Origin of the sequence: Halobacillus sp. A5, from assembly GCF_024189315.1 — a bacterium.
Taxonomy (GTDB): Bacteria; Bacillota; Bacilli; order Bacillales; family Halobacillaceae; genus Halobacillus_A.
The window spans coordinates 144595-165649 of record NZ_JAIZEO010000004.1 but is presented as its reverse complement, the minus strand read 5'-3'; the positions used below and the strand labels follow the sequence as shown (position 1 = coordinate 165649).

Genomic DNA, 21055 nt, shown 5'->3' with positions numbered 1-21055 from the left:
GTAATGGAGTACTCTGATAAGTACGCAAAACGTGAGAAAAGAAAATCCTTCAGTTTAGAAACAATCAGGTTCCATATTCAGCCATTTTATTTTCTGCTGCCAGCCATGGTTCTATTAGGGATTTTCTTATTCTTACCTGCATTATTGACGATTTATTATGCCTTTACTGATTATTATCTCCTTACGCCGGACCAACGGGAATTTGTTGGGTTTAGTAACTTTACTCAGCTTTTTAGTGATCCTGTGTTTATGAAAAGTCTTCAAAACATTTCTATTTTTGTTGTTTGTATTATTATCGTGCAGGTAGGGGCCGCTTTAGGGTTAGCTTTACTAATTAACAACAACAAAAAAAGTAATATTTTTCTCAAAGTAGCATTCTTTTCTCCGGTGGTTATGTCTTTAGTTGTCATCTCTGTCTTGTGGCTGTATTTATTGAATCCTTCCGATGGATTAATCAATTCTATGCTTCAAGGCATCGGAATTGATGCGCAGCCGTTTTTAACGAGTCCTAATCAGGCGATCTTTGCTATTGTGTTTGTTTCGGCCTGGCAGGGAGCTGGCTACCAAATGTTGATCTTTCTCGCTGGGCTTCAGAATATTTCCCGAGAGGTCTATGAAGCGGCGAAAATAGATGGAGCTACAAAATGGAAAAGCTTCCTGCATATTACTCTCCCTTTATTAAGACCGACTACTACTTTAATTGTATTCACAACGTTGATCGCTGCCTTTAAATTAATCATTCAGCCAATGATTATGACACAGGGTGGCCCGCTGAACTCAACAATGACACCGATTTATTATATCTATCAAACTGGTTTTACGGATCGGTTAGTTGGATACTCCAGTGCCATGACTGTTGTATTTGGGGTATTAATTGCGGTAGTTACATTTGTACAGCGAAAACTAGCAAAGGAGGAAATTTAGATGCGAAGAGTGACAAAAGGAATAAAAAATGTACTATTAACTCTTTTAGCTTTTCTGTTCGTGTTTCCTCTAATCTGGATGATTTCCTCTTCTTTAAAAACAGAAGAAAGCATTTACCAGGATTTAGACAGCATTAAGTCTCTGCTTCCTTCCTTTCAATTATCCGAATGGATGGCCTCCTATACGGAGCTCTTTGAAAGGTTTGATATTTTTAACTATTTGTTCAACAGTATTCTATACGCAGGCATTGTTACTGTTGGTTCTATCGTGATCAATGGAATGGCAGGGTATGCATTCGCGAAGTTCAGGTTCTTCGGTAAAAACGTCCTGTTCAGCCTGCTGCTGGCTCTATTAATTGTCCCGGTAGAAACAATCATCATTACTCAGTTTACGATCATTCACAATTTAGGGCTCGTCAACAGCCGGCTGGCTGTCGTCATACCTATGATCGCTAACGCGTTCTTTATTTACTTGTTTAGGAACTTCTTCATTGCTGTACCTGATTCAGTAATTGAGTCAGCTAAAATTGAAGGGGCCAGCAATTGGTCAATTTTCTGGAGAATTATGATGCCGATGTCTAAACCAGCTATTGCAACTGTAGGCACACTTTCATTTATCGCAAGCTGGAATGACTACATTTGGCCATTGATGATCTTAACCGATGGCGAGAAATTCCCTCTGCAGGTTGCGATTACGAATATTAACTCAACAGAGCCTGTGTTTACAAATCAGATTATGGCCATCTTAACGATTTCAACGCTTCCACTTATTATCGTTTATATCGTGGCGCAAAAATATTTACTTCAGGGGCTGGGAACATCAGGAACAGGTAATAAGTAAGTATTAATTTTTAATTTATGTGACAACCGGATAGCATATCATGGAGGGAAAACTATGAAATTAACGAATGAAACACATGAGCAAAAAGTGCAGCAAGCCACTCTGGGGGTGGAAGCTAGAAAGAAGCAAATCGAAGCTGCACGTTATCGATTAAACTATCACTTTATGGCTCCGTCGGGATGGATTAATGATCCTAACGGCCTGATTCAGCATAAAGGAATCTATCATTTATTTTACCAGCATAACCCTTATGGAGCAGACTGGGGACCGATGCACTGGGGACACGCTGTAAGCAAAGATTTAATTCACTGGGAGCATCAACCCGTTGCATTAGCACCTTCAGAGGAATATGATTTTGATGAAGGTAATCAAGAGATTGGCTGCTTCTCAGGGAGTGCCGTTTCTAAAGGCGAAGAACTTTACTTAATTTATACGGGGCACGTGGAAGGGAAATCACCAAAAGAGGTTCAAGCAGCAGCATATTCTTTAGATGGTGTTCATTTTAATAAGCACAGTCAAAATCCTTTCATTGAAAAGCCGCCAGAACATCTATCGCAGGATTTTCGCGATCCTAAAGTATGGAGGCATAACGAGGACTGGTATATGGTCGTTGGCTCGAGTATAAATGGAAAGGGTGCGATTCCTTTATATACATCTAAGGATTTAATCGATTGGACATATGAAGGGGAAGCCTTAACAGCAGAAGAAAATCAGGGGGATATGTGGGAATGCCCGGATCTATTCCCTATTGAGGATAAACACGCCTTGATTGTTTCTCCGATGAATATGAGCAATGGAAAAAATATCATTATGGTTGGCGAAATGAATTATGAAGAAGGTAAATTTACTCCTGAATCAGTGAAAGAAATTGATAACGGTAATGATTTTTACGCTGCCCAGACATTCGAAGATGAACAGGGAAGAAGAATACTAATTGCCTGGATGGATACGTGGCAGACAGATTTTCCTACTAAATCAGAAGGCTGGGCAGGAGCTATGACGATCCCAAGACAGGTTGTTCTAGACGATAACCGTCAAGTGAAGCTTTTACCTGTTCCTGAACTTCAGGGCTTACGAGAGAATTATCAGTGCAGTGAGAAGGTGCATCTTAACTCAAATGAAGTTGTAGATATAACTAGAGACGATGTAGATCATAGCTTTGAAATGTTAATAGATTTTGATTTAAAAGACACTGAATCTTATGGAAAGATAGGAATGGAATTAAGGGCTTCGAATGACGGAACAGAAAAGTTAATTGTGTACTACGATTTAAAAACAAAAGAATTAGTCGTAGACACCACTGTAGCCGGGGGAGATACACATCCTGGTATTAATAAAACAAAGCTTGATGTACAAGACAACCTTACACTCAGATTATTTATGGATAGATGCTCATTAGAAGTTCTCACTGCTGATGGAGAGGGGTGGATAACGAATCGCATTTATTCTGATTTAAACAACAAAGGAACTCGATTATTTACGGAAGGAACCAGGGTTGCTGTAGATAAAGTGGAGACATGGTTCTTAAAAAAGGTAATAGAATAAAAAGAAGGGAAAGACTGATCAACTCAGTCTTTCCCTTCTTTCAGTTGATCTCTAAATAGAATTACCCTCATAAAGAGAGACATCATGTCGGATTTCTTCCTGGATAATCGGTTTTGTTCCTTCAATTTGCTGCTGCAGAAGGGAAACGGCTGATTCAGCGATAGTTTGAATCGGCTGACAAATAGTGGTGAGGCTAGGGTGGATGGTACGAATGGTTTCTGTACCATCATAGCCTATAATTTTTAGTTTTTCTGGTACAGATAATTTTCTATTTTCTGCTTCCCGCATTACGGCCAGAGCTAATATATCGTCACTGGCAAAAACTCCGTCCATATCCGGCTGTTCATCAAAGAGCTGTTTAATTATTCGATTGTGCTGCTCCGTATCGACTACCCCTGGAATTTCATAGGTGGTATAAGGCAAATTGCGCTCAGCCATCATATCCTCATATGCCTTCCTTCTAAAGTTAGCAGGGGTTTCAAGATCATAAGGCCCGTTTAAATGGATAATGCGTTGACATCCTGACTCCAGCAGCTTCTCTACAGCCAGCTTCCCGCCTTTATAATTGTCTGAACCTACAACGGGAATATCTTTCGATAAATAATGGTCAATCGCGACAGTCGGTAAGTTATGCTGTTCATAATCAAGAAGACCACGGTTGTATGTCCCCACGATGACACCATCTACTTGATTTCTTCTGAGCATATCCCAGTACTGTTTTTCTTTATCAATGTTATTTACGCTGTTACAAAGAAGAACTTTCAACCCTTTTTGCGAGCAGTAGTTCTCTATTTCAGCAGCGAGTTCGCCGAAGAACGGGTTTTTTGTTGTTGGAACAATGAGTCCAACAATATTTGTTTTTTTATTATATAAAGATCGTGCTAAATCGTTTGGAATATAATTAATTTCTTCCATGGCAGTATAAACTTTCTTTTTCATTTCTTCACTTATGTATCCACGGTTATTGAGAACGCGGGATACTGTTGTTGGGGAGACACCAGCTGCTTTAGCCACGTCTTGAATTTTTGGCTTCATAATATGTGAATCTCCTTTATTGATTAGTAGTGGGAGGTGGGATATGAAAACTCTTTCATCTTTATAAAAATGATTATACCTTATTGGATATAACATATTAAATAAAGAGCTTTAAGAATACATCAATTTTTTTTGATGCATTATATTGACTTTCTGCATACATTATCTTAAGCTTTAAATATCAAAAAAAATTGATTTAAGGAGGGAGGGAAATGAGCAAGGAAATTCCCTTTCAAGATCTTTCTTTGGAAAGAACCTTCAGTACCTATGAAAAGAAGTTTAAAGCGCTGGCAGACCAGAAACGCTTGTACATCCTGCATGAAATTACTCAACACGGCGAAGTATGTGTCTGTGATTTATCCGAAAAGCTCGAGCTGCCTCAGTCTAAGCTGTCGTATCATTTGAAGATTCTAATGGATGCCCGGCTTATAGAAAAAGAAACAAGAGGGACCTGGAGCTATTACACCTTAAACCACTCCCAATTGAATCATTTATTATCCGAAGAACTTTGCTGCTTGTTTCGACGTGAGTAATTTTTTTGTTCAATAAATCAAAAAAAATTGATGAAGGGAGAGATTGGAATGAACGTACACGTAGGTTTACATGTAACGGACCTGGAACAGTCTATTCAGTTTTATAACAACGTTTTTGGAGAAGCTCCTGTCAAAATTAAAGAAGACTACGCCAAATATTTACCGGAGGAATTACAGTTTAATTTTACACTCAATGTAACGTCCCATGTATCCGGTAACCAGGTGGGTCATTTTGGCATCCAGGTTGAAAGCCCGGGGGATATTGACCATCATAAAAATCGTCTTGAAAAGCTGGGGCTTTTCACACGTGAGGAAAAGGATACAAATTGCTGCTACGCCCTTCAGGATAAATTTTGGATTACTGATCCCGACGGAAATGAGTGGGAATTTTTCTATACGAAACAGGATGTCGAACCAGAGAGGAAAGAAAAGGCATGCTGCAATAAGGAGGTAGAAAAATGATGAACGTATATGCAATGGCAAAGCGCATGGAAGAATTAAAAGAAGAGGGGCAAAAACTCGGCCCTGCTGTAACTCAGCCCAGAAAGCAAATGAAATGGCCGCAGGTAAGGTTTTGGAAGCAGTACAAACCAGCTGCCTGCTGTCCAACCTGCTGCTAATCACAGTAATACGGACAATATTGATCACAGTAAACGTTCAGGGATCTCCCCCTGGACGTTTCTTTATGTTGTTTTGATAATAGTTCATTCAGCTCACAACTTGGGAGGAAAGCCCCGCAAACTAGTACCTGAAAATTCTATTCGTTCCGCTTCTGTATTATGATGGAAGCAAAGGAGGAAAGAGATATGTCAGTATTTGATTATACCGTGAAAAAAAGTAATGGAGAGACATTGAAGCTGGCCGATTTTCAAGGAGACATCCTTCTCATCGTAAATACTGCAACGAAATGCGGGTTTGCCAATCAGTTTGAAGGCCTGGAAGCACTGCATCAAAAGTACAGCAGCGCTGGCCTGCAGGTGCTCGGTTTTCCGAGCAACCAGTTTATGAAACAGGAGCCTGTATCTGATGAAGAGATGGAACAAACGTGTAAGATTAATTTTGGGGTAACTTTTCCACTGCTAAAGAAAATTAATGTAAAAGGGAAAGACGCAGATCCTTTGTTTAAGTATTTGAAAGATCAGCAAAAAGGCTTCTTAAATGAAGAAATTAAGTGGAATTTCACAAAATTTCTCGTTGATCGAAAGGGTAACGTAGTGAAGCGTTACGCACCAAAGGACAAGCCGGAAGCTATAGAAGAAGATATCAAATCCCTGGTATGAGGTTGTGTAGTGTGAATGAAGAAGGAGGAGTTTTCTCAACCAAATGGGAAAATATCCTTCTTTTTTTATGGAATTTTAAATGCTTTGAGCAAGAAGGAAATGAGTGCCCGTTGAATTTTCAGAGAAGTAAATATATATTAAAGTTGCATACTATCTGGTTAGTATATTGAATTGAAGCTCAAGGAGAGTTTAGGTTTCTTTTTAACTGCTTGAAATATGAAATGGAGGGTGGATGAATGGGAATCGTCGAAACTGTCACAGGTCCTGTTGAATCCAGTAAACTGGGAAGATCCTTGATTCACGAGCATTTCTTTTTTGGTACCCAGGTTTTCAAGGTGATATGACGCTGGGAAGGTTTAATTTTGAAGAAAAGAAGAAGCAAGGGATTGAGGTGGCCCAACGAATTCAAAAGCAGGGTGTGGACACAGTGGTTGATCCCACTCCGAATGAATGTGGACGTAACGTTCAATTGCTTCAAGCCGTAGCAGAAGCAACCGGCTTGAATATTATTTGTGCTACGGGCTTTTACTACGAAGGTGAAGGAGCGACTCCTTATTTTAAGTTCCGGCAGCAGCTCGGAACTGCCGAGGAAGAAATCTATCAAATGTTCATGGAAGAAATCACTAATGGTATTGAAGGGACGGGTCTTAAGCCGGGGATTATTAAACTGGCTTCGAGTAAAAATGAAATTACAGCATATGAGCAAATGTTTTTCAGGGCAGCAGTAAGGGCCCAGAAGGAAACGAATATCGTCCTGCTGACACATACGCAGGAAGGAACAATGGGCCCTGAGCAAGCTGAAATATTAAAAGATGAGGGGGCTGATCTATCTAAAGTAGTGATCGGCCATATGTGTGGGACCACGGACCTCGACCAGCATTTACAAGTACTTAAGCATGGGGCGTACATTGCACTTGACCGCTGGGGGCTGCAGGGAATTGTCGGGGCACCGATGGATGAAGCCAGATTGGCGGTGCTCAGTGGATTGCTCACTTCGGGTTATGAAAAACAAATCTTTCTTTCTCATGATACTGTTAATGTATGGTGGGGAAGGGAGCCTGTTTTACCTGAGGCGTTAGCCGGACTGCTGCAGAACTGGCAGCCTGATCATTTGTTTAAACGTATACTGCCTTCCTTAAAAGAAAAAGGAGGCATTACGGAGGAGCAAATCCAGCAAATCTTTAAATCTAACGTCAGCCGGCTGTTTGCGTGTTGACACATGATGTTTTATGCTCTCTGAAATGCCCTTCTCGATCTGTTTTAAAAATGCGCATGAGACAAAAACCGGTTTCGCTTAAAAGAAGCCGGTTTTTTGCAAGTATTAGCATCTTGTGGAAAAATTGTGAATTTGAAATAATTGGAGAAACAAATAAAAAGGGGAGCGGAAATGAAACACATTTATTTAATTTCTGGTCCGGCGGGCGCAGGTAAGTCTACAACCTCAAGAAGACTTGCTGAAACGTTTGACCACAGTGCTTATATTCAAGGAGATACAATTAACCACATGATCGTAGGCGGCTATCGTCCTCCATGGGAAGACGAAGATCTGCTTAGTTTAACTTGGAAAAACATTGCTGATTTAAGTATCAATTTTCTCCTGTCAGGTAAAGCCGTAATTATTGATTACGTCGCTTTTCCCCATGAAGCAGCTGAATTGGCAGAGCAATTAAAAGCCAGAGTTCAAGGGGTAGAAGTTAATTATGTAGTTTTATGGGTGGAGAAAGAGGAACTTCTCAGAAGAGATGCGCTTCGAGTAGAAGAAAGTCAAATGGGAGAACGTTGCTTGGAATTACTTCATGAATTTGAAAACGCACCATTGAATCACCGTTTTTTCTATGACACCTCGGGATTTAATATCAAGAGTTTAGATAGGATAGTGGATGAGATAAAAAGTAATTCAAGGTTTATATGGGGGAAAGGAGATGAATATTCTTGAGATTTTTTGTGAATCTGAACGTACTAAGTGCTTTATATGCTTTCATATTATTTCTCGCGGTCGAGATATTATTAAACATCGGTCGATTGAGTCGTTTGACAGGGTGGGAAATGGATGCCGCGGCTATTGGAGGTATGGGTTTATTCATTTTCGCTTGTATTGCCTTTACCCTCCTGTTTTATCAATTAATTAAGCGATTAATGGAAAACAGAAAGGCCTCATTTTGGTCTGTGCTGCTTTGGGTTCCGTATTTTCTCTTATTTATATTTGCTTTTGTTTCTTTATTTCCTATCACCAATCCGGCTGACGAGCCTGCAGATGCCACAGGATTAATTATTATATTTATGGTCTGTTTTTATCCGGTCTATTTATTAGTCCTTCATGTTTTTGGAACGGGGGTCGGCATCACGGATGACTAGTAAGGGTGGAAATGATGAATAAGGAATTACTAGATTTAATGAAAACAGTCAGTCTCGTGGTGATCGCAGTAACTCTCGTAATTATTGCGTGGCGGCTCGGTGAAATTGCTGGATACTTGTATGACTTAGTCATGCTGTCTTGAAATGTGTAAGAGGTCTTTGAAACGAAAATGAATGCCCGTTCGTATGGTAGTTATAGACAGTAGAAAGGGACTCTTTAATGGCTATAATAAAAAACAATGGTAGAAATTTTTATTACTGTAAGAAAAATAAAGAGAACCCCACTGGAAGACTCTCTTGATCTCATCTTGTACTTTAGTTGTGTAAAGTAAAGAAAGACGGCGAACGTAGGAATAGTAGTTTGAAATGATTACATAAAGGAACAATTGAATTTGAACAGGAGGGCTGGAGATGGAACCGATCATCCAGTTTGAGAATGTCAGTAAAGCGTATGGCGGTGTGAAAGCTGTAGAGGACCTTTCCTTTTCTGTGCGGAAAGGGGAAATATTTGGAATTATAGGGCCGAACGGAGCGGGTAAAACCACAACCCTGGAAATGCTGGAAGGTGTACGTAAGCCTGATCGAGGTAACATCCATGTACTTGGATTAACACCTCATAAGCAGATGAAGGAATTAAACAAGCATATAGGTGTTCAATTTCAATCAACCTCTATTCAGAAGAAGATGAAAGTGAGAGAGGCACTTGAACTGTTTTCTTCCTTTTATAAGAATCCTGCTCCTAAAGAGGAGCTCATTGAACATTTTCATCTTAATGAGAAGCTGGATGTTACATTCGACGATTTGTCAGGTGGTTGGCAGCAGCGTGTGACACTCGCTCTGGCTACTCTGCCCCGCCCGAAGCTGTTATTTCTCGATGAGCCCAGCATGGGACTTGATCCTCATGCCCGCAGGGAAATGTGGTCCTCTATTCAGTCCTTGAGAGAGCAGGGGTCTACAATTGTTGTAAGCACACATTATATGGAGGAAGCGGAGAAGCTGTGTGACCGTGTGGCGATGATCTATAACGGACAGTTGAAGGCGCTCAATACTCCCAGGCAATTGCTGGACGGTGTAACGGCTCACTATCTTTCTGTGGGCAGTGTGCAGATTGATCGAGAATTCTTGACCTCCCTGCCTGACGTAGTAAAAGTCGAACAGGAGGATGAAATGTTTAAAGTCTTCAGTAATGATCAGCAAAAAACGGCTTATCATTTATTTACTTACTGTCACGAACAAGAAATCGTCCTGACTGACTTCAAGTTTGAAAAAGGCTCCCTGGATGATTTGTTCGTTCAATATTTGGAAAAGGAGCCTCAAACATGACGGCCATTATTAAACTTGCAAGCCTGGAGACAAAAATGTTTTTTCGGGATCGCGTCAGTGTGTTTTGGACGTTTGTTTTTCCTGTACTGATTATCTGGCTGTTTGGGGCGATGTTCGTTGGGAATGAGATGAGCGTTCTTTCTTTTGCTGAACATTTTATTCCTTCCTGGATTGGAGTTAACATTGTCACTACGTCATTTTTTACGCTGGGGACCTTGCTGGCCCACTACAGGGATTCCGGTGTATTAAGACGTTACCAATCTACCCCTTAGCAGCCCTGGAAAATTCTCGCCGCCCATACTTTTCAAGGGACAGTTATTTTTTTCATCTCCGCCGCACTGCTTACTGTATTTGGTATGGTTATGTACGACTTGTCACTGCCGGAATACGCTGGCAGTACGATACTCGCCTTGTTCTTAAGCATTGGTGCTTTCTTTCCTTTTGCCCTGCTATTAACTTCATTTGCTAAAAACACCCAGGCAGCTGCAGCGATCAGCTCCGTATTTTTAAACATTATGCTGTTTCTTTCCGGAGCTACGTTTCCGGTGGAATTTATGCCCACGTTCCTTCAATACGTGGCGAAAGCTCTGCCACTCTATTATGTCATTCAACTGCTTCGCGGCACGTGGACGGAAGCACCGATCACCCATTATGGTTTAGAAGTGGGGTTATTGATCGGTATTGGAGTGATTTCCACACTATTAGCTTCACGGTTTTTCCGGTGGAGTGGAAAGTAAGGAGTGTCAACCTGGTGACAACAAGACTTCTTGTTTTACTCGTACTGGTGACTGTTTGTTTTCCTGTTACAGTGTCTGCAACCTCATGGGCGTACTCTTTCGTTGTGTGGAACGGGTATGAATACATTATTGAGGATGAACAAGAAGTAATGGAAGTTGATGAAGAGATTGGGGAGGTAACTAAATATTCCGATATGGAGCAGCACACCGGCAATTTCTCCAACACATATAAAGAAGGAACGAGCTATTACTCGATAGCGGGAGTCAGTACGGAAGAAGCTATTGCAGTAGAAAAACAAAATGGAATTTTTATAAGAGCTGAACGGGGGGAGGAGTATACGTATGGTGAGAGGGATGCTTCTCTTTATTTCCTTTTCGGATTTGGTACGTTAGTGATCGCTGCAGCGGTTTTCTTTTATTTAAAAGGTTGTCGAAAACGATGGAGAGAGATTCACAAAGAAGAAGGATAATGAAATATTTTGTAGAAGGGATAAATTTAATGACCTCATCTAAAATTAATGTGAAATGTCCGACCCCGATTTTTCGTATTTTTAATGAAGAAAAAGCTAAAGAATTTTATCTTACCTTTCTAGAGTTCGAGTTAGATTGGGAGCATCGATTTGAAGACGACCTGCCGCTGTATATGCAAATATCCTATGGGGATTGTACAATCCATCTGACCGAGAACTATGGAGACTGCTGTCCCGGCAGTTCGGTGCGTATTGAAGTGGAAAACTTAGATTTACTCCATTCCATTCTGATTTCAAAGCAATACAAGTACGCTCGTCCCGGTATTGAAACCACTCCGTGGAATACTCAGGAAGTGCGCATTGGAGATCCATTCGGTAATAAAATAGTGTTTTTTGAAAATCTTTAACTATGAATGAGCAGTATATGGGGGGATAGTGTGTGCTTACAAGTTTTAGTGTGCTAGGTGTTCTTATATTCATCGTTGCCGTCGTTTTAATTATTCTTGCCTTAAGAAGCTTACTAAAAAATAAATAGAAAGGAGTTTTTACTATCCCAAATAAATCATTTAATGAAGGGATGGAGCACTTGTCTAAGATTGAAGGTTATCCCGCCGGCGGGGCACGGTTTAAGCAGCTCCCTAAGGGCATCCGAATCATAGGATATATCATGATTGGAAGTGTATTGTTTACACTTATTAGTTCCATCGTGGAAATTTTTCTTTAGTTCACAACGAGTAAAAGGAGCTGGTCTAGTGCTTTCTAATCTATTATGGGGACTGCTGTTACTTCTATTGGTCCTGCTTCTCGTTTATCTTGATAAAAGAAAACAAAAAAATCGATACGTTGAGCCTCATCTTAGGAGAGCACAGCAGGAGAAGGAAGTGGAACGAGCCATTGAAAAAGAAAAATCATTTCGAGGAGGCCCGCCATCGGGTGACCTATAATGTACATGATCCTTTGAAGTGAGCAAGTAATATGGGAGGCGAATTGATGGATAATAATTTAAAAGAGCATTTAAAAGCAAGAGAACAAAGCCATTTAGATCTGAACGTCCGAAAGTCCTCAGCAGCTCTAGACGAAATATTAGCTGACGATTTCTGGGAAATAGGAAGTTCAGGGAGGATGTTCGATAAGAAAGAGTGTCTAGATAGTGGAGTGTCTATAGCAGAAATGACTATGTATAATTTTGAAATCCAGCCGCTGGCTCCTGATGTCGTTTTATCTACATATTTTATAGAAAATCATACGAGAAAGAGAAACACGCTTCGCAGTTCGATATGGAAGTATATTGACGGACGCTGGCAATTATATTTCCATCAGGGAACGATTACTAATCTCCAGGCTGATGGAGTCATTCATTCATATAGGAAAGAAGGTAAGTAATATGTCTCCTGTTAAAATCAACCCTATAAAAAACATCTTAGACCGCCATTCTGTGCTCATTCTGGACGGCGCATTAGCTACGGAGCTGGAAGCCTATGGCTGTGACCTTGATGATCCGCTTTGGTCCGCTCGTGTTTTGCTGGAGCAGCCTGAGCTCATTACCCGCGTTCATTATGCCTATTTCAAGGCAGGGGCAGATTGTGCGATCACTGCCAGCTATCAGGCAACAGTGGAAGGGTTTGCGCAGCGCGGCATTCAAGAAAAGGAAGCGATAGAGTTAATTAAAAAAACGGTAGAGCTTGCCCGTCAGGCGAGGGATGATTTTTGGCAGGAGGAAGCAGGTGTGAACCGTCCGAAGCCGATTGTTGCTGCATCGGTAGGTCCGTATGGTGCTTATCTTGCCGATGGATCAGAATATGTTGGGAATTATGGGGTATCGGATAAGGAGCTGCTTGAATTCCATCTTCCTAGAGTGAGTGCTTTAGTAGAAGCAGGGGCTGATGTATTAGCTTTTGAAACACTGCCGTTCTTTCAGGAAGCTAAAGTGCTCGCTTCTCTGCTGGAAAAATTCGCTGATACTTATGCGTGGCTCTCGTTTACGTTAAAAGACGGGGAAAGCATAAGTGATGGTACGCCATTACGGGAGTGTGCAAAGATATTTAATGCTCACCCTCAAATTGCAGCGGCTGGTGTCAATTGTGCCCCGATCGATGAAGCTGCGAATGCCATGCGGGTACTGCGCCGGTATACAGATAAGCCTCTTATCATGTACCCGAACTCAGGAGAAACGTATGATGCTGATACAAACTCATGGCATGGGCAGGAAGACTGTGTGCGTTTTGACCGTCAGTCTGAAATTTGGTATGAAGCAGGGGCCCGCCTCGTCGGGGGCTGCTGCCGAACAACCCCGGATCATATCAAAGCTATTGCTGACAAGTGGAGATCGCATAGGTTTATTTAAGTTTTTCGGCAATATAGCGGAATGCAGTTCTGGCTTCAGGAAAGGTAAAGAAAGGAAAGACGTGAACCATTTTGGCTGCTTCATAATAGTCGATAGTAACTCCTTGCTCTTTCGCTTTCTTTACCAGTTTTCTGGCATCCGGAGCCAGAATGTCATGGGTCCCCATGACAATAGTCATTTCACCTAAATCAGACAGTTTTCCCAAAGCAGGGCTGAGTAAATAATGACTTCGTTCAGTGTCTCCTGCATACATCTTACCTGCTTCAACCACGCCATCTCTTACTAGGAAAGGATCTTTTTTCTCGATTGCTTTAATTTCCGGATTTGTCAGGTGAAGATCAAGCCACGGGGAGATGAGAATGATCCTGGCTGGCTTTGGATCCTGTTTTTCATTAATGAGCCGGGCTAGAGCGAGGGCGATGCCCCCTCCTGCTGAGTCTCCCATCAACACTAAGTTTGAAGGGTTTTTGACTTTGCCTGCTATCTGCTGATACAAAGGGTAGATAAATTTGTATGTGTCTTTGTATGTGTGCTCGGGTGCCAGTGGGTAGAGAGGGACGGTGATCGTACACTCCAATTCATTGACCAGCCGGCTTAAAAACAGCCAGTGATGTTTCGTGATCCGATTAACATAGCCTCCGCCATGAGTGTAGAGAATCTGCATCTCCGTCTCGAACTGCAGTGGTTTCATTTCATAATATACATGCCCGTGAGCCTCTGTTTTTTTAATAGATAGATGATTTCTAATCTGGCGGGGAGGTTCAAAGCTGAGACGTCGTCGTCTTTTTATTCCTTTCTCCAGCTTGCCCCCTGATTTCTTCCACAATTTATTTTTCCTGATTAGTCTGAGCAATAGCTTGACCAACCTGCTTTGTATACTTTCCATCCTACTTCTCTCCTTGTGCCATTTCCATTCTCTTATTCTAGTCTATAGTTAAAAAATCACCATATATACGGTGCCATTTTTCGTTTCCCTTTTGCAAAAACTAGCAAACTATTCATCTATTTTAGAGACACCGTGTTAAAATAGATATGACATTTAAACTGTAAAGGGAGGGGAGAGCGTGGCGAAGAAAACTAAAAAGCGAAGTTTCTTTAATCGTATCCTCCCTTTTCTGTTTATAGGTGGAATAGTCTACGCTTTTTTAAATAGTAATCTTATCGGTGACGGTATCAACATTGACCTTCCTAATAACCAGGATCGTTTATCCTCTCACGTGCTGCAATATGAAGAAGAAGTAACGGCTTATGCCGAAGAGGAAGGAATAGAGGATCACGTCGACACATTGCTCGCCTTAATGATGCAGGAATCCGGAGGGCGCGGAGATGATCCTATGCAGGCTTCCGAATCGCTTTGTGGTTCTGTCGGCTGCATTGATGATGCAGATCGTTCTATAGAGCAGGGAGTTACCTATTTTGCTCAGACGCTGGAACAAGCTGATTACGACGAAAAGCTGGCGTTACAGTCGTACAATTTTGGTTCAGGGTTTATTGATTATGTGAAAGATAACGGAGGAGAATACACCCAGGATCTGGCGATAGAATTCTCGCAGTTGAAGTACGAGGAATTAGCTCATACCGGGGATTACAGCTGTCTTCGCGCTGAAGCGGAACAGTACGACGCCTGCTACGGTGACATTTACTATGTCGATGCTGTACTTGGATATAAAGAAGCTGTCAGCCAGCAGAAGTCAGCTTAACACGTACAAGGACCAGCGGCTCTTTAACAAGCCGCGGTCTTTTTATATTAAATCGAATCATAATCTGTTGATAGGAGAATGCTTGTGCTTCCTGTACGTTTTGCAAATCATTTATACATATTCTATTCGTTTGTTTTTTTGTTAAATGTTATTCACGTCTTCTGGCAGAAACCTTTCCTTTATTCTGTGATTGGTGTGCTCGGAATCATTATGGTCATTATTAACTTCCCGCGGGCCGACCGGGTATTTAAAATTCTCGGCGTCATCTTGTTGGCGGCTGGAACTTTTTTCTTTTTCTCGAGTGATGTGTCTGCTCGAGAGATACCGGCTTTCTTCGCGGGCAATATAGGCTTACTCTTTCTTCTGTCTATGCTTCCGTGGATGAATAGTGTTGTGAAAGCCGGCCGGTATAATAAACTTCTTCAATCCCTGCTTGGCGGAAATGGTCAAGGGATGGGGCCGCTGTATGTGCGAAGTGAAGTAACGATGATTTCACTTGCAGCTTTCTTGAACTTATCGTCTGCGACCATCTCTCAGGACCTGCTGAAAGAACAGATCAACAATGTAAAGAGAAAAGTAAAAAACAGCTTTATTGCTATGGCTACGCTTCGTGGATATTCCCTGGCTCTGCTTTGGAGTCCGCTTGAAATCCTGCTGGCCACTTCGATCTTTATAACAGGTGCTGATTATTTAGTAGTTCTTCCCTGGATGCTTCTTATTGCAGTGCTCGGGTTTGCGATCGACTCAAGCGTGGGGAATATATTGTTTCGTAAATATGAAATAGAAAGGAAGACGCCGGTTAAACAACGGGTGGGAGAGAATAAAGGCAGACTGATTCAATTTATAACCGCACTGTTTTTATTCTTGCTTGTGGTTGTGTTTTTAGCTAACGTAATACAATTCGACTTTTTATTTGCGGTAACGATTGCGATCTTTCCGTTTGCCTTTACGTGGGCAGTTCTCATGAAGCGAAAGAAAAGCTTCCTGCAGGTCGGCCTCCCGACATGGAAAAAACAGACGAACCATTTAAGTAACTTTATCGTCCTGCTGCTGGCGCTATCTTTCTTAACAGAAACATTAAATGCTTCACCCTACTTAGAGTTTCTCCAGGAGCCTATTGTAGCGTTAGAGGGCCGTCCGTTATTGATTATGCTCTTTATTCAAGCAGCTTTCCTCGGGATGACGCTGCTTGGTGTCCATCCCCTGGCTACGATGGGGATTTTCGGCGGGGTAAGCGAGCTGTTAATGGGCGCGCTGCCATCCGTCACGTTAACTGTGCTGCTCTCCAGTTGTGCGATAGCTACGGTTCCGTCTGCTCCATATGGGTTAATTGTAACAATGACTTCTGTCGGGTTACGAATGAATCCGTATCAAATAGTGATGAAAAACCTGCCATATAGTCTGCTCCTCGGTTTTATAGGGATCGGCGTGTCACTGCTGACGTTGCTGATCTACTAAATTCTTCTGAAACTCTGGAAGGTGAAATATTATATTAAAGTAATTAATTTTTATCCAATTTCTCTAAACAAGTTTATGTGAACGCTATTTAGGACATATACACCTGGATGGTATTTTAACATAACATTGGAGGAGGGTTTGGATGAATAAGAAGAAGTTAATTGATTATAGTATTTTTATTCCTTCATTAGTCATTATGATGGCGATCAGCATCCCTTTAGCTCTGTATGAATCCGAATCATTAGAGCTTCTAAACTCCATTTTTGACTACATTGTGGAAAAGTTTAGCTGGGGATACTTATGGTACGGGCTTATTCTAGTAGCCGCCGGTTTGTTTTTATCTTTTTCAAAATACGGTCAGGTGGTATTAGGCGACCCCGCGGAAAAACCGCGATTTAATCTATTTGAGTATGCTTCGATTCTTATAGCTATGGGCATAGGTTCGACTATTATGCGTACGGGAATGCTGGAGTGGACATCTGTAGCAAACGATCCGCCGACTGGTGTCGAAGCTGGTTCAGCAGAAGCCCTCTTGTGGGGGAATGCGTATAGTATGTTCTTATGGGGATTCCAGGTGTTTGCGATTTTCGTGATGATTGCCCCGGCGATGGGGTACGTGTTACACGTACGAAAAAAACCTTTGATGAGGATCTCAGAGGCTTCGCGTGTCATTTTTGGAGATAAATTTACTGATGGAATTGGCGGGAAAGTATTAGATGTTATTTTCCTTATCAGTATTTTAGCGGGTGCAGCAGTCACATTGGGTCTCGGTGCACCGATCATCACTCACAACTTATCGTCACTCTTAGGTTTAGAAGTGACGTTTGGCATGACTTTGATTGTTACGATTGTCTGGGTCATAATGTTCTCGATCAGTGCTTACTTAGGAGTTGAAAAAGGAATTAAACGGTTAAGTACGTTTAACATGTATTTGGCTGGGCTTTTTGCGCTATTTATAGTCGTGGCGGGGCCGGGCGTTTTTATTCTCGATTACTTCACAGAGAGCGTGTCTTTGCTGCTGACCAATTATTTGGACATTTCACTGAATACAGAGTCTGTCACACCGGGAGAAACCACGCATATTCAAAGTAATACGGTGTTCTGGTTCGCATACAGTGCAACATGGGCCATGCTTCACAGTGTCTTTGCAGCTAAAATTTCCAAAGGACGGACGATCAAGGAAATGATCCTTACCTACTTTATGGCACCGAGCTTGATTTCATGGATCGCAACAGGTGTGCTTGGAGGACTTGGGGTTCACCGCTATCTTATAGATGACATGCCGATTCTGGATTTCGTACAGGATAATGAGCCTATGGCGGCTATTCCGGAAATCTTATCTACCCTGCCGCTTGGCGGAGCGGCGATTGTTATTTTCATTATCGTGGCGTTGATCTTCTTAACCACTACTCTTGATTCAACCACGTATACAGTAGCTGCGTATACAAGTACGAGGAACATGAGTAAATTCGAACCGCCAAAAATGCTGCGCATCATTATTGCGGCAGTAATCACCACGTTCTCCCTGCTTCTGATGAGGATTGGAGGCTTGGCACCACTTGAAGTGATTTCAGGTCTCATGGGCATTCCTATTATATTCATTCAATTTATACTCATCTACGCAGCAAAAAGAATGATGGATCAGGATAAAGCCTGGAAGCATAATGTCCGCAAAGACTAGAGAAACGTTGAGCCTCTCGTTTATTTAAAGAATAGACGGGAGGTTTTTTGAATGACCGCTGACGTGTGGACATACTCTAATACTAATTCAAATCATGTATTAGGAGCTGAACGGAACTATGGGATTTACTTATGGAAAAATAGAATTAATTCAAGATCTGCAAAAAGTGTTTGCTAAACACAATGTCCAGTCGATTGAAGTTAAGGAAGCAGGCACGTTATTTTTAGTAGAAGAAGATGGATCTCTGAAGGTAGGTGCAGGCGCAACTATTGCCGCTTTCGATACAAAGCCTGAAAATAAGCCGGCGGCCAAGTTAAAAGTAATTCAAGGGGGAAGCACGAGCTGTGAGTGAGCTCGTGCTTTTTTTATAATGGTCATTTGTGGAAAAATTTATGCTCATGTTAGAGCAGGTTAACTCAAAGGGTGCTTTTTACATAGGGAAAGGTTGGGTATAGTACTTTAAACCACGCAGCAAGGAGGAAGTTCGATGCAAAAACAATCAGATTCTTTGTGGAGAGATCATGTAATTGAATCCTTTCCAGCGCTGAAAAAGGATACCTCGACCTGTGTCACACGAGATCACTTCTCAGCACGGTTAATTTATTCGCAGCTTATAAAAACCATAGGATTGTCGGAGGCGAGACAGTATTACCATGCTAATGAAGACGGGTTAAAGTTAATTGACCAAATCAGAAAGGATCTGAAAATGGATTGTGATTTCTCTTCTAAGGACGCCTTTGTTTATGGTGTCAGCAGTCCAGCTAAGCGGGAGATTTATAAAGAAGCTGAAGAATACGAAAGAATTGGAATTAACGGTGGTCTCTGCTATATAGAAGAGCTGCCCTTTTCCGTAACGGCTGCTATAACAATGAGGGGACAGGCTCAGTTTCACCCGGTTAAATACTTGGCCGGGCTGATCCGGGAGCTTAAAGCACTGGGCACTCCTATTTATGAAAACTCAAGAGCGGTTCAAGTGGAAAAAGGGGCTCGTCCGCTTGTGATTACAAGGGAGGGGCATTCAATCACGTGCGATCACGTCATTATGGCGACTCATTACCCGTTTCAGGATTTTGACAGTTTTTACTTTTCGCGCCTTCATGTGGAGCGTTCTTATTCCATAGCCGCACAGGCAGAAGGGCCGATCCCCGATGTAATGTCACTCATCAATGGTCTTCACAGGATTTAACGAGCCCCTTTAAAGAAGCTGGAAGGTTATATATCAAAATAATTAACAATCTTAGCATCAGCCGGCGGGTATTCAGAGGATTAGAAGTGTAGTAATAGTTAAATAGTACCATGTTTTATTGAAAAGCCATTAATTATATTTATATAATATTACAAATGAGCTATTTCCTAAAAAAAGGGTTTAAAGGAGATGGAAAAAGAGAACGTAAGACCATGTAGCTTAAATTAAAGGAGGAGATCAAAAATGTCTAAGAACAGCCAGGGAAAGATGAGCAGAGAAGAAGCAGGACGTAAAGGCGGAGAGGAGACAAGTAACAAATACAGTCAGGAACACTTCGAGGACATCGGTCAAAAGGGCGGCGAAACGACCAGCAAGGAGTACAGTCAGGATCACTTTGAGAACATTGGCCAAAAAGGAGGAGAAACCACAAGCAAGAAACACGGGGAGAAACATTATGAGGAAATTGGAAAAAAAGGCGGCCGCAATTCATAGTTTAGGATAGAATCCTGACTAATCATTACGGCCTTAACACTTCTAAAAATCAAGAAATGGATTACGGACATAATTCATTTCTCAGCTCAAATTATAACGGAGGGATGCAACCATGGCAAATAAACAATATAAAACTGGCGAAAAAGCACCAGCGACTGGAACGTATAAAGTAGATCAACTTGTTAATGGCAAAAAGAGCCAAGACAAAAATGAAATTAATTTAAGTGAAGGCGATCAGTTTCCACCCTCAACTACTGAAAGTGAAGCAGCCTACTGGGTGAAAATCTCCTGATAACAATAGGACAATCCTCTCCTGATTATAATATCAGGAGAGGATTTTTATTTAGTTTGACAGCTCAATTCATCACAATTCTGCTGCCATGAAGTATATCTCCTATCTATTTACGAATGATAAAAAGATAGGAGGTGAGGGCTGTGACTCATGCAAAATATTTTGCATCTAAATTAGTTGGCTGCCTGGCTTTGTTGTTTTTAATTCTTGGGATTGGATATGAAATGTCATTTGGGAATGTATTTTTAATTGCATTAGTTTTAGGAGTTCTGTCTTATGTTATAGGTGACATGATGATCCTGCCGCGCACAAATAATATAATTGCAGTCATTTCCGATTTTGTACTTGCATTTGCTGTTATTTATTTTATGAGTAGCGCGTTAACTACTGCCGGAGACATTTTTAATGCTGCTTTGCTTTCAGCAGTAGCTGTAGCCGTATTTGAATTTATTTATCATAAGTATGTGGCAGCAAGCGGGCTCTTTGAGCAGAAAGCCGGTAAAGTGGATGAGCAAAACTTTGCCGTAGAAACCTCGGATGAATTATTCCCTTATGAAGATGAGTGAGAAACATTTGACACATTTTAAGCTGTCGAGAAAGTCTACACATCCGTCTAACACCTTTAATTGTTGAAGAGCATCCAAATGTTCTCTCATGCCATGCATGAGAGAGCGGACCTTTGTTATATCAGCGGAAATTAGCCACTTCATAAATGCTGTCCCCCAGGGAGGACGAGAGTCTGCCGTACAAAAGAATGAAAGCGTTTTTGTGCATCCCTTCACTCCCTCTGATTGTTCTTACCCAGGCGATTGTTAGTTTAACATAAAATTCCAATGTTTTGTGAATGAATTACCATTCTA

At 41.5% G+C, this 21055-nt stretch carries 29 protein-coding genes and 1 pseudogene; 28 read left to right on the top strand and 2 right to left on the bottom strand.

Annotated elements, in window-relative coordinates; translation table 11 throughout:
* The first annotated feature begins 3 nt into the window (after positions 1 to 3).
* From LF822_RS16090 to LF822_RS16080, 3 genes are read left to right on the top strand one after another with little or no spacing between them, the layout of a single operon-like run.
* Complete coding sequence (locus LF822_RS16090; protein ID WP_253925104.1) at positions 4 to 924, top strand: carbohydrate ABC transporter permease; 921 nt, start codon at positions 4 to 6, stop codon at positions 922 to 924.
* The gene (locus LF822_RS16085; RefSeq protein WP_253925103.1) at positions 925 to 1764 is read left to right on the top strand and encodes a carbohydrate ABC transporter permease; all 840 of its coding nucleotides are present in this window, start codon (positions 925 to 927) and stop codon (positions 1762 to 1764) included.
* Positions 1765 to 1818: 54 nt separating this feature from the next.
* Complete coding sequence (locus tag LF822_RS16080; protein WP_253925102.1) at positions 1819 to 3309, top strand: glycoside hydrolase family 32 protein; 1491 nt, start codon at positions 1819 to 1821, stop codon at positions 3307 to 3309.
* A 51-nt stretch (positions 3310 to 3360) separates the two neighbouring features.
* On the opposite strand, the gene LF822_RS16075 is transcribed toward LF822_RS16080, so the two are convergent.
* Complete coding sequence (locus LF822_RS16075) at positions 3361 to 4344, bottom strand: LacI family DNA-binding transcriptional regulator (protein ID WP_253925101.1); 984 nt, start codon at positions 4342 to 4344, stop codon at positions 3361 to 3363.
* Between the two features lie 212 nt (positions 4345 to 4556).
* Between LF822_RS16075 and LF822_RS16070 the strand changes: the two genes are divergently transcribed.
* From LF822_RS16070 to mmuM, 17 genes and pseudogenes are all read left to right on the top strand, one after another.
* The gene (locus tag LF822_RS16070; protein WP_253925100.1) at positions 4557 to 4877 is read left to right on the top strand and encodes an ArsR/SmtB family transcription factor; all 321 of its coding nucleotides are present in this window, start codon (positions 4557 to 4559) and stop codon (positions 4875 to 4877) included.
* A gap of 48 nt (positions 4878 to 4925) precedes the next feature.
* Positions 4926 to 5339 carry an ArsI/CadI family heavy metal resistance metalloenzyme gene (locus LF822_RS16065; protein WP_253925099.1) on the top strand — a complete coding sequence of 138 codons (414 nt, stop codon included), beginning with the start codon at positions 4926 to 4928 and terminating at the stop codon, positions 5337 to 5339.
* On the top strand, positions 5336 to 5497 hold the full coding sequence (locus tag LF822_RS16060) for a hypothetical protein (RefSeq protein ID WP_253925098.1): 162 nt from the start codon (positions 5336 to 5338) through the stop codon (positions 5495 to 5497). Before LF822_RS16065 ends, LF822_RS16060 begins: the two co-directional genes overlap by 4 nt.
* A 186-nt stretch (positions 5498 to 5683) precedes the next feature.
* Positions 5684 to 6157, top strand: a complete 474-nt coding sequence (locus LF822_RS16055; protein ID WP_253925097.1) for a glutathione peroxidase — start codon at positions 5684 to 5686, stop codon at positions 6155 to 6157.
* A 236-nt stretch (positions 6158 to 6393) separates the two neighbouring features.
* Positions 6394 to 7373 (top strand): annotated as a pseudogene (locus tag LF822_RS16050) (phosphotriesterase family protein).
* Positions 7374 to 7544: 171 nt separating this feature from the next.
* Entirely contained in the window at positions 7545 to 8093 is a 549-nt protein-coding gene (locus LF822_RS16045) for a P-loop nucleotide/nucleoside kinase family protein (RefSeq protein ID WP_253925096.1), read from the top strand.
* Positions 8090 to 8512, top strand: a complete 423-nt coding sequence (locus LF822_RS16040) for a hypothetical protein (RefSeq protein ID WP_253925095.1) — start codon at positions 8090 to 8092, stop codon at positions 8510 to 8512. The genes LF822_RS16045 and LF822_RS16040 overlap by 4 nt, the downstream gene beginning before the upstream one ends.
* Before the next feature lie 14 nt (positions 8513 to 8526).
* The gene (locus LF822_RS22870) at positions 8527 to 8655 is read left to right on the top strand and encodes a hypothetical protein (RefSeq protein ID WP_256522215.1); all 129 of its coding nucleotides are present in this window, start codon (positions 8527 to 8529) and stop codon (positions 8653 to 8655) included.
* A gap of 268 nt (positions 8656 to 8923) precedes the next feature.
* Entirely contained in the window at positions 8924 to 9835 is a 912-nt protein-coding gene (locus LF822_RS16035; RefSeq protein ID WP_253925094.1) for an ABC transporter ATP-binding protein, read from the top strand.
* The gene (locus tag LF822_RS16030; protein ID WP_253925093.1) at positions 9832 to 10107 is read left to right on the top strand and encodes a hypothetical protein; all 276 of its coding nucleotides are present in this window, start codon (positions 9832 to 9834) and stop codon (positions 10105 to 10107) included. Before LF822_RS16035 ends, LF822_RS16030 begins: the two co-directional genes overlap by 4 nt.
* Before the next feature lie 12 nt (positions 10108 to 10119).
* A complete protein-coding gene (locus LF822_RS16025) occupies positions 10120 to 10572 on the top strand; it encodes an ABC transporter permease (RefSeq protein WP_371925957.1) in 453 nt (150 codons plus the stop codon).
* Between the two features lie 14 nt (positions 10573 to 10586).
* A complete protein-coding gene (locus tag LF822_RS16020) occupies positions 10587 to 11042 on the top strand; it encodes a hypothetical protein (protein WP_253925092.1) in 456 nt (151 codons plus the stop codon).
* Positions 11043 to 11071: 29 nt separating this feature from the next.
* On the top strand, positions 11072 to 11449 hold the full coding sequence (locus LF822_RS16015) for a glyoxalase superfamily protein (RefSeq protein ID WP_253925453.1): 378 nt from the start codon (positions 11072 to 11074) through the stop codon (positions 11447 to 11449).
* 179 nt (positions 11450 to 11628) lie between these two features.
* Complete coding sequence (locus LF822_RS16010; RefSeq protein ID WP_253925479.1) at positions 11629 to 11766, top strand: hypothetical protein; 138 nt, start codon at positions 11629 to 11631, stop codon at positions 11764 to 11766.
* Positions 11767 to 11794: 28 nt separating this feature from the next.
* Positions 11795 to 11986 (top strand): hypothetical protein, encoded by a 192-nt coding sequence (locus LF822_RS16005; RefSeq protein WP_253925091.1) that lies wholly within the window; start codon positions 11795 to 11797, stop codon positions 11984 to 11986.
* A 46-nt stretch (positions 11987 to 12032) separates the two neighbouring features.
* A complete protein-coding gene (locus tag LF822_RS16000; RefSeq protein WP_253925090.1) occupies positions 12033 to 12425 on the top strand; it encodes a nuclear transport factor 2 family protein in 393 nt (130 codons plus the stop codon).
* Position 12426: 1 nt separating this feature from the next.
* Positions 12427 to 13386, top strand: coding sequence for a homocysteine S-methyltransferase (gene mmuM / locus LF822_RS15995; RefSeq protein ID WP_253925089.1), 960 nt, complete (start codon positions 12427 to 12429; stop codon positions 13384 to 13386).
* Here the strand turns inward: mmuM and LF822_RS15990 are convergent.
* Positions 13379 to 14272, bottom strand: coding sequence for an alpha/beta hydrolase (locus LF822_RS15990; protein ID WP_253925088.1), 894 nt, complete (start codon positions 14270 to 14272; stop codon positions 13379 to 13381). The genes mmuM and LF822_RS15990 overlap by 8 nt on opposite strands.
* 178 nt (positions 14273 to 14450) lie before the next feature.
* On the opposite strand from LF822_RS15990, the gene LF822_RS15985 reads away from it, so the two are divergent.
* From LF822_RS15985 to LF822_RS15950, 8 genes are all read left to right on the top strand, one after another.
* The gene (locus LF822_RS15985; protein ID WP_253925087.1) at positions 14451 to 15086 is read left to right on the top strand and encodes a lysozyme family protein; all 636 of its coding nucleotides are present in this window, start codon (positions 14451 to 14453) and stop codon (positions 15084 to 15086) included.
* Between the two features lie 84 nt (positions 15087 to 15170).
* Complete coding sequence (locus tag LF822_RS15980; RefSeq protein ID WP_253925086.1) at positions 15171 to 16544, top strand: hypothetical protein; 1374 nt, start codon at positions 15171 to 15173, stop codon at positions 16542 to 16544.
* Positions 16545 to 16686: 142 nt separating this feature from the next.
* On the top strand, positions 16687 to 18225 hold the full coding sequence (locus LF822_RS15975) for a BCCT family transporter (protein WP_253925085.1): 1539 nt from the start codon (positions 16687 to 16689) through the stop codon (positions 18223 to 18225).
* Positions 18226 to 18343: 118 nt separating this feature from the next.
* Entirely contained in the window at positions 18344 to 18577 is a 234-nt protein-coding gene (locus tag LF822_RS15970; protein ID WP_253925084.1) for a hypothetical protein, read from the top strand.
* 135 nt (positions 18578 to 18712) lie between these two features.
* Complete coding sequence (locus LF822_RS15965; protein WP_253925083.1) at positions 18713 to 19411, top strand: NAD(P)/FAD-dependent oxidoreductase; 699 nt, start codon at positions 18713 to 18715, stop codon at positions 19409 to 19411.
* Between the two features lie 243 nt (positions 19412 to 19654).
* Positions 19655 to 19903: a general stress protein gene (locus tag LF822_RS15960; protein ID WP_253925082.1), complete on the top strand. Its 249-nt coding sequence runs from the start codon at positions 19655 to 19657 to the stop codon at positions 19901 to 19903.
* A gap of 112 nt (positions 19904 to 20015) precedes the next feature.
* Positions 20016 to 20195: a YjzC family protein gene (locus tag LF822_RS15955; RefSeq protein WP_253925081.1), complete on the top strand. Its 180-nt coding sequence runs from the start codon at positions 20016 to 20018 to the stop codon at positions 20193 to 20195.
* Positions 20196 to 20338: 143 nt separating this feature from the next.
* Entirely contained in the window at positions 20339 to 20761 is a 423-nt protein-coding gene (locus tag LF822_RS15950) for a DUF2512 family protein (protein ID WP_253925080.1), read from the top strand.
* The last annotated feature ends 294 nt before the right edge of the window (positions 20762 to 21055 follow it).

Excerpts from the sequence above, each read along its gene's own strand:
- LF822_RS16090 (WP_253925104.1), top strand. The coding sequence starts at position 4 with ATGGAGTACTCTGATAAGTACGCAAAACGTGAGAAAAGAAAATCCTTC.
- LF822_RS16080 (WP_253925102.1), top strand. The coding sequence starts at position 1,819 with ATGAAATTAACGAATGAAACACATGAGCAAAAAGTGCAGCAAGCCACT.
- LF822_RS16070 (WP_253925100.1), top strand. The coding sequence starts at position 4,557 with ATGAGCAAGGAAATTCCCTTTCAAGATCTTTCTTTGGAAAGAACCTTC.
- LF822_RS16035 (WP_253925094.1), top strand. The coding sequence starts at position 8,924 with ATGGAACCGATCATCCAGTTTGAGAATGTCAGTAAAGCGTATGGCGGT.
- LF822_RS15970 (WP_253925084.1), top strand. The coding sequence starts at position 18,344 with ATGGGATTTACTTATGGAAAAATAGAATTAATTCAAGATCTGCAAAAA.
- LF822_RS16065 (WP_253925099.1), top strand. The coding sequence starts at position 4,926 with ATGAACGTACACGTAGGTTTACATGTAACGGACCTGGAACAGTCTATT.
- LF822_RS16030 (WP_253925093.1), top strand. The coding sequence starts at position 9,832 with ATGACGGCCATTATTAAACTTGCAAGCCTGGAGACAAAAATGTTTTTT.
- LF822_RS15965 (WP_253925083.1), top strand. The coding sequence starts at position 18,713 with ATGCAAAAACAATCAGATTCTTTGTGGAGAGATCATGTAATTGAATCC.
- LF822_RS15990 (WP_253925088.1), bottom strand. The coding sequence starts at position 14,272 with ATGGAAAGTATACAAAGCAGGTTGGTCAAGCTATTGCTCAGACTAATC.
- LF822_RS22870 (WP_256522215.1), top strand. The coding sequence starts at position 8,527 with ATGAATAAGGAATTACTAGATTTAATGAAAACAGTCAGTCTCGTGGTG.
- LF822_RS16045 (WP_253925096.1), top strand. The coding sequence starts at position 7,545 with ATGAAACACATTTATTTAATTTCTGGTCCGGCGGGCGCAGGTAAGTCT.
- LF822_RS16075 (WP_253925101.1), bottom strand. The coding sequence starts at position 4,344 with ATGAAGCCAAAAATTCAAGACGTGGCTAAAGCAGCTGGTGTCTCCCCA.
- LF822_RS15955 (WP_253925081.1), top strand. The coding sequence starts at position 20,016 with ATGGCAAATAAACAATATAAAACTGGCGAAAAAGCACCAGCGACTGGA.
- LF822_RS16055 (WP_253925097.1), top strand. The coding sequence starts at position 5,684 with ATGTCAGTATTTGATTATACCGTGAAAAAAAGTAATGGAGAGACATTG.
- LF822_RS15960 (WP_253925082.1), top strand. The coding sequence starts at position 19,655 with ATGTCTAAGAACAGCCAGGGAAAGATGAGCAGAGAAGAAGCAGGACGT.
- LF822_RS16060 (WP_253925098.1), top strand. The coding sequence starts at position 5,336 with ATGATGAACGTATATGCAATGGCAAAGCGCATGGAAGAATTAAAAGAA.
- LF822_RS15975 (WP_253925085.1), top strand. The coding sequence starts at position 16,687 with ATGAATAAGAAGAAGTTAATTGATTATAGTATTTTTATTCCTTCATTA.
- mmuM (WP_253925089.1), top strand. The coding sequence starts at position 12,427 with ATGTCTCCTGTTAAAATCAACCCTATAAAAAACATCTTAGACCGCCAT.
- LF822_RS16015 (WP_253925453.1), top strand. The coding sequence starts at position 11,072 with ATGACCTCATCTAAAATTAATGTGAAATGTCCGACCCCGATTTTTCGT.
- LF822_RS16000 (WP_253925090.1), top strand. The coding sequence starts at position 12,033 with ATGGATAATAATTTAAAAGAGCATTTAAAAGCAAGAGAACAAAGCCAT.
- LF822_RS16085 (WP_253925103.1), top strand. The coding sequence starts at position 925 with ATGCGAAGAGTGACAAAAGGAATAAAAAATGTACTATTAACTCTTTTA.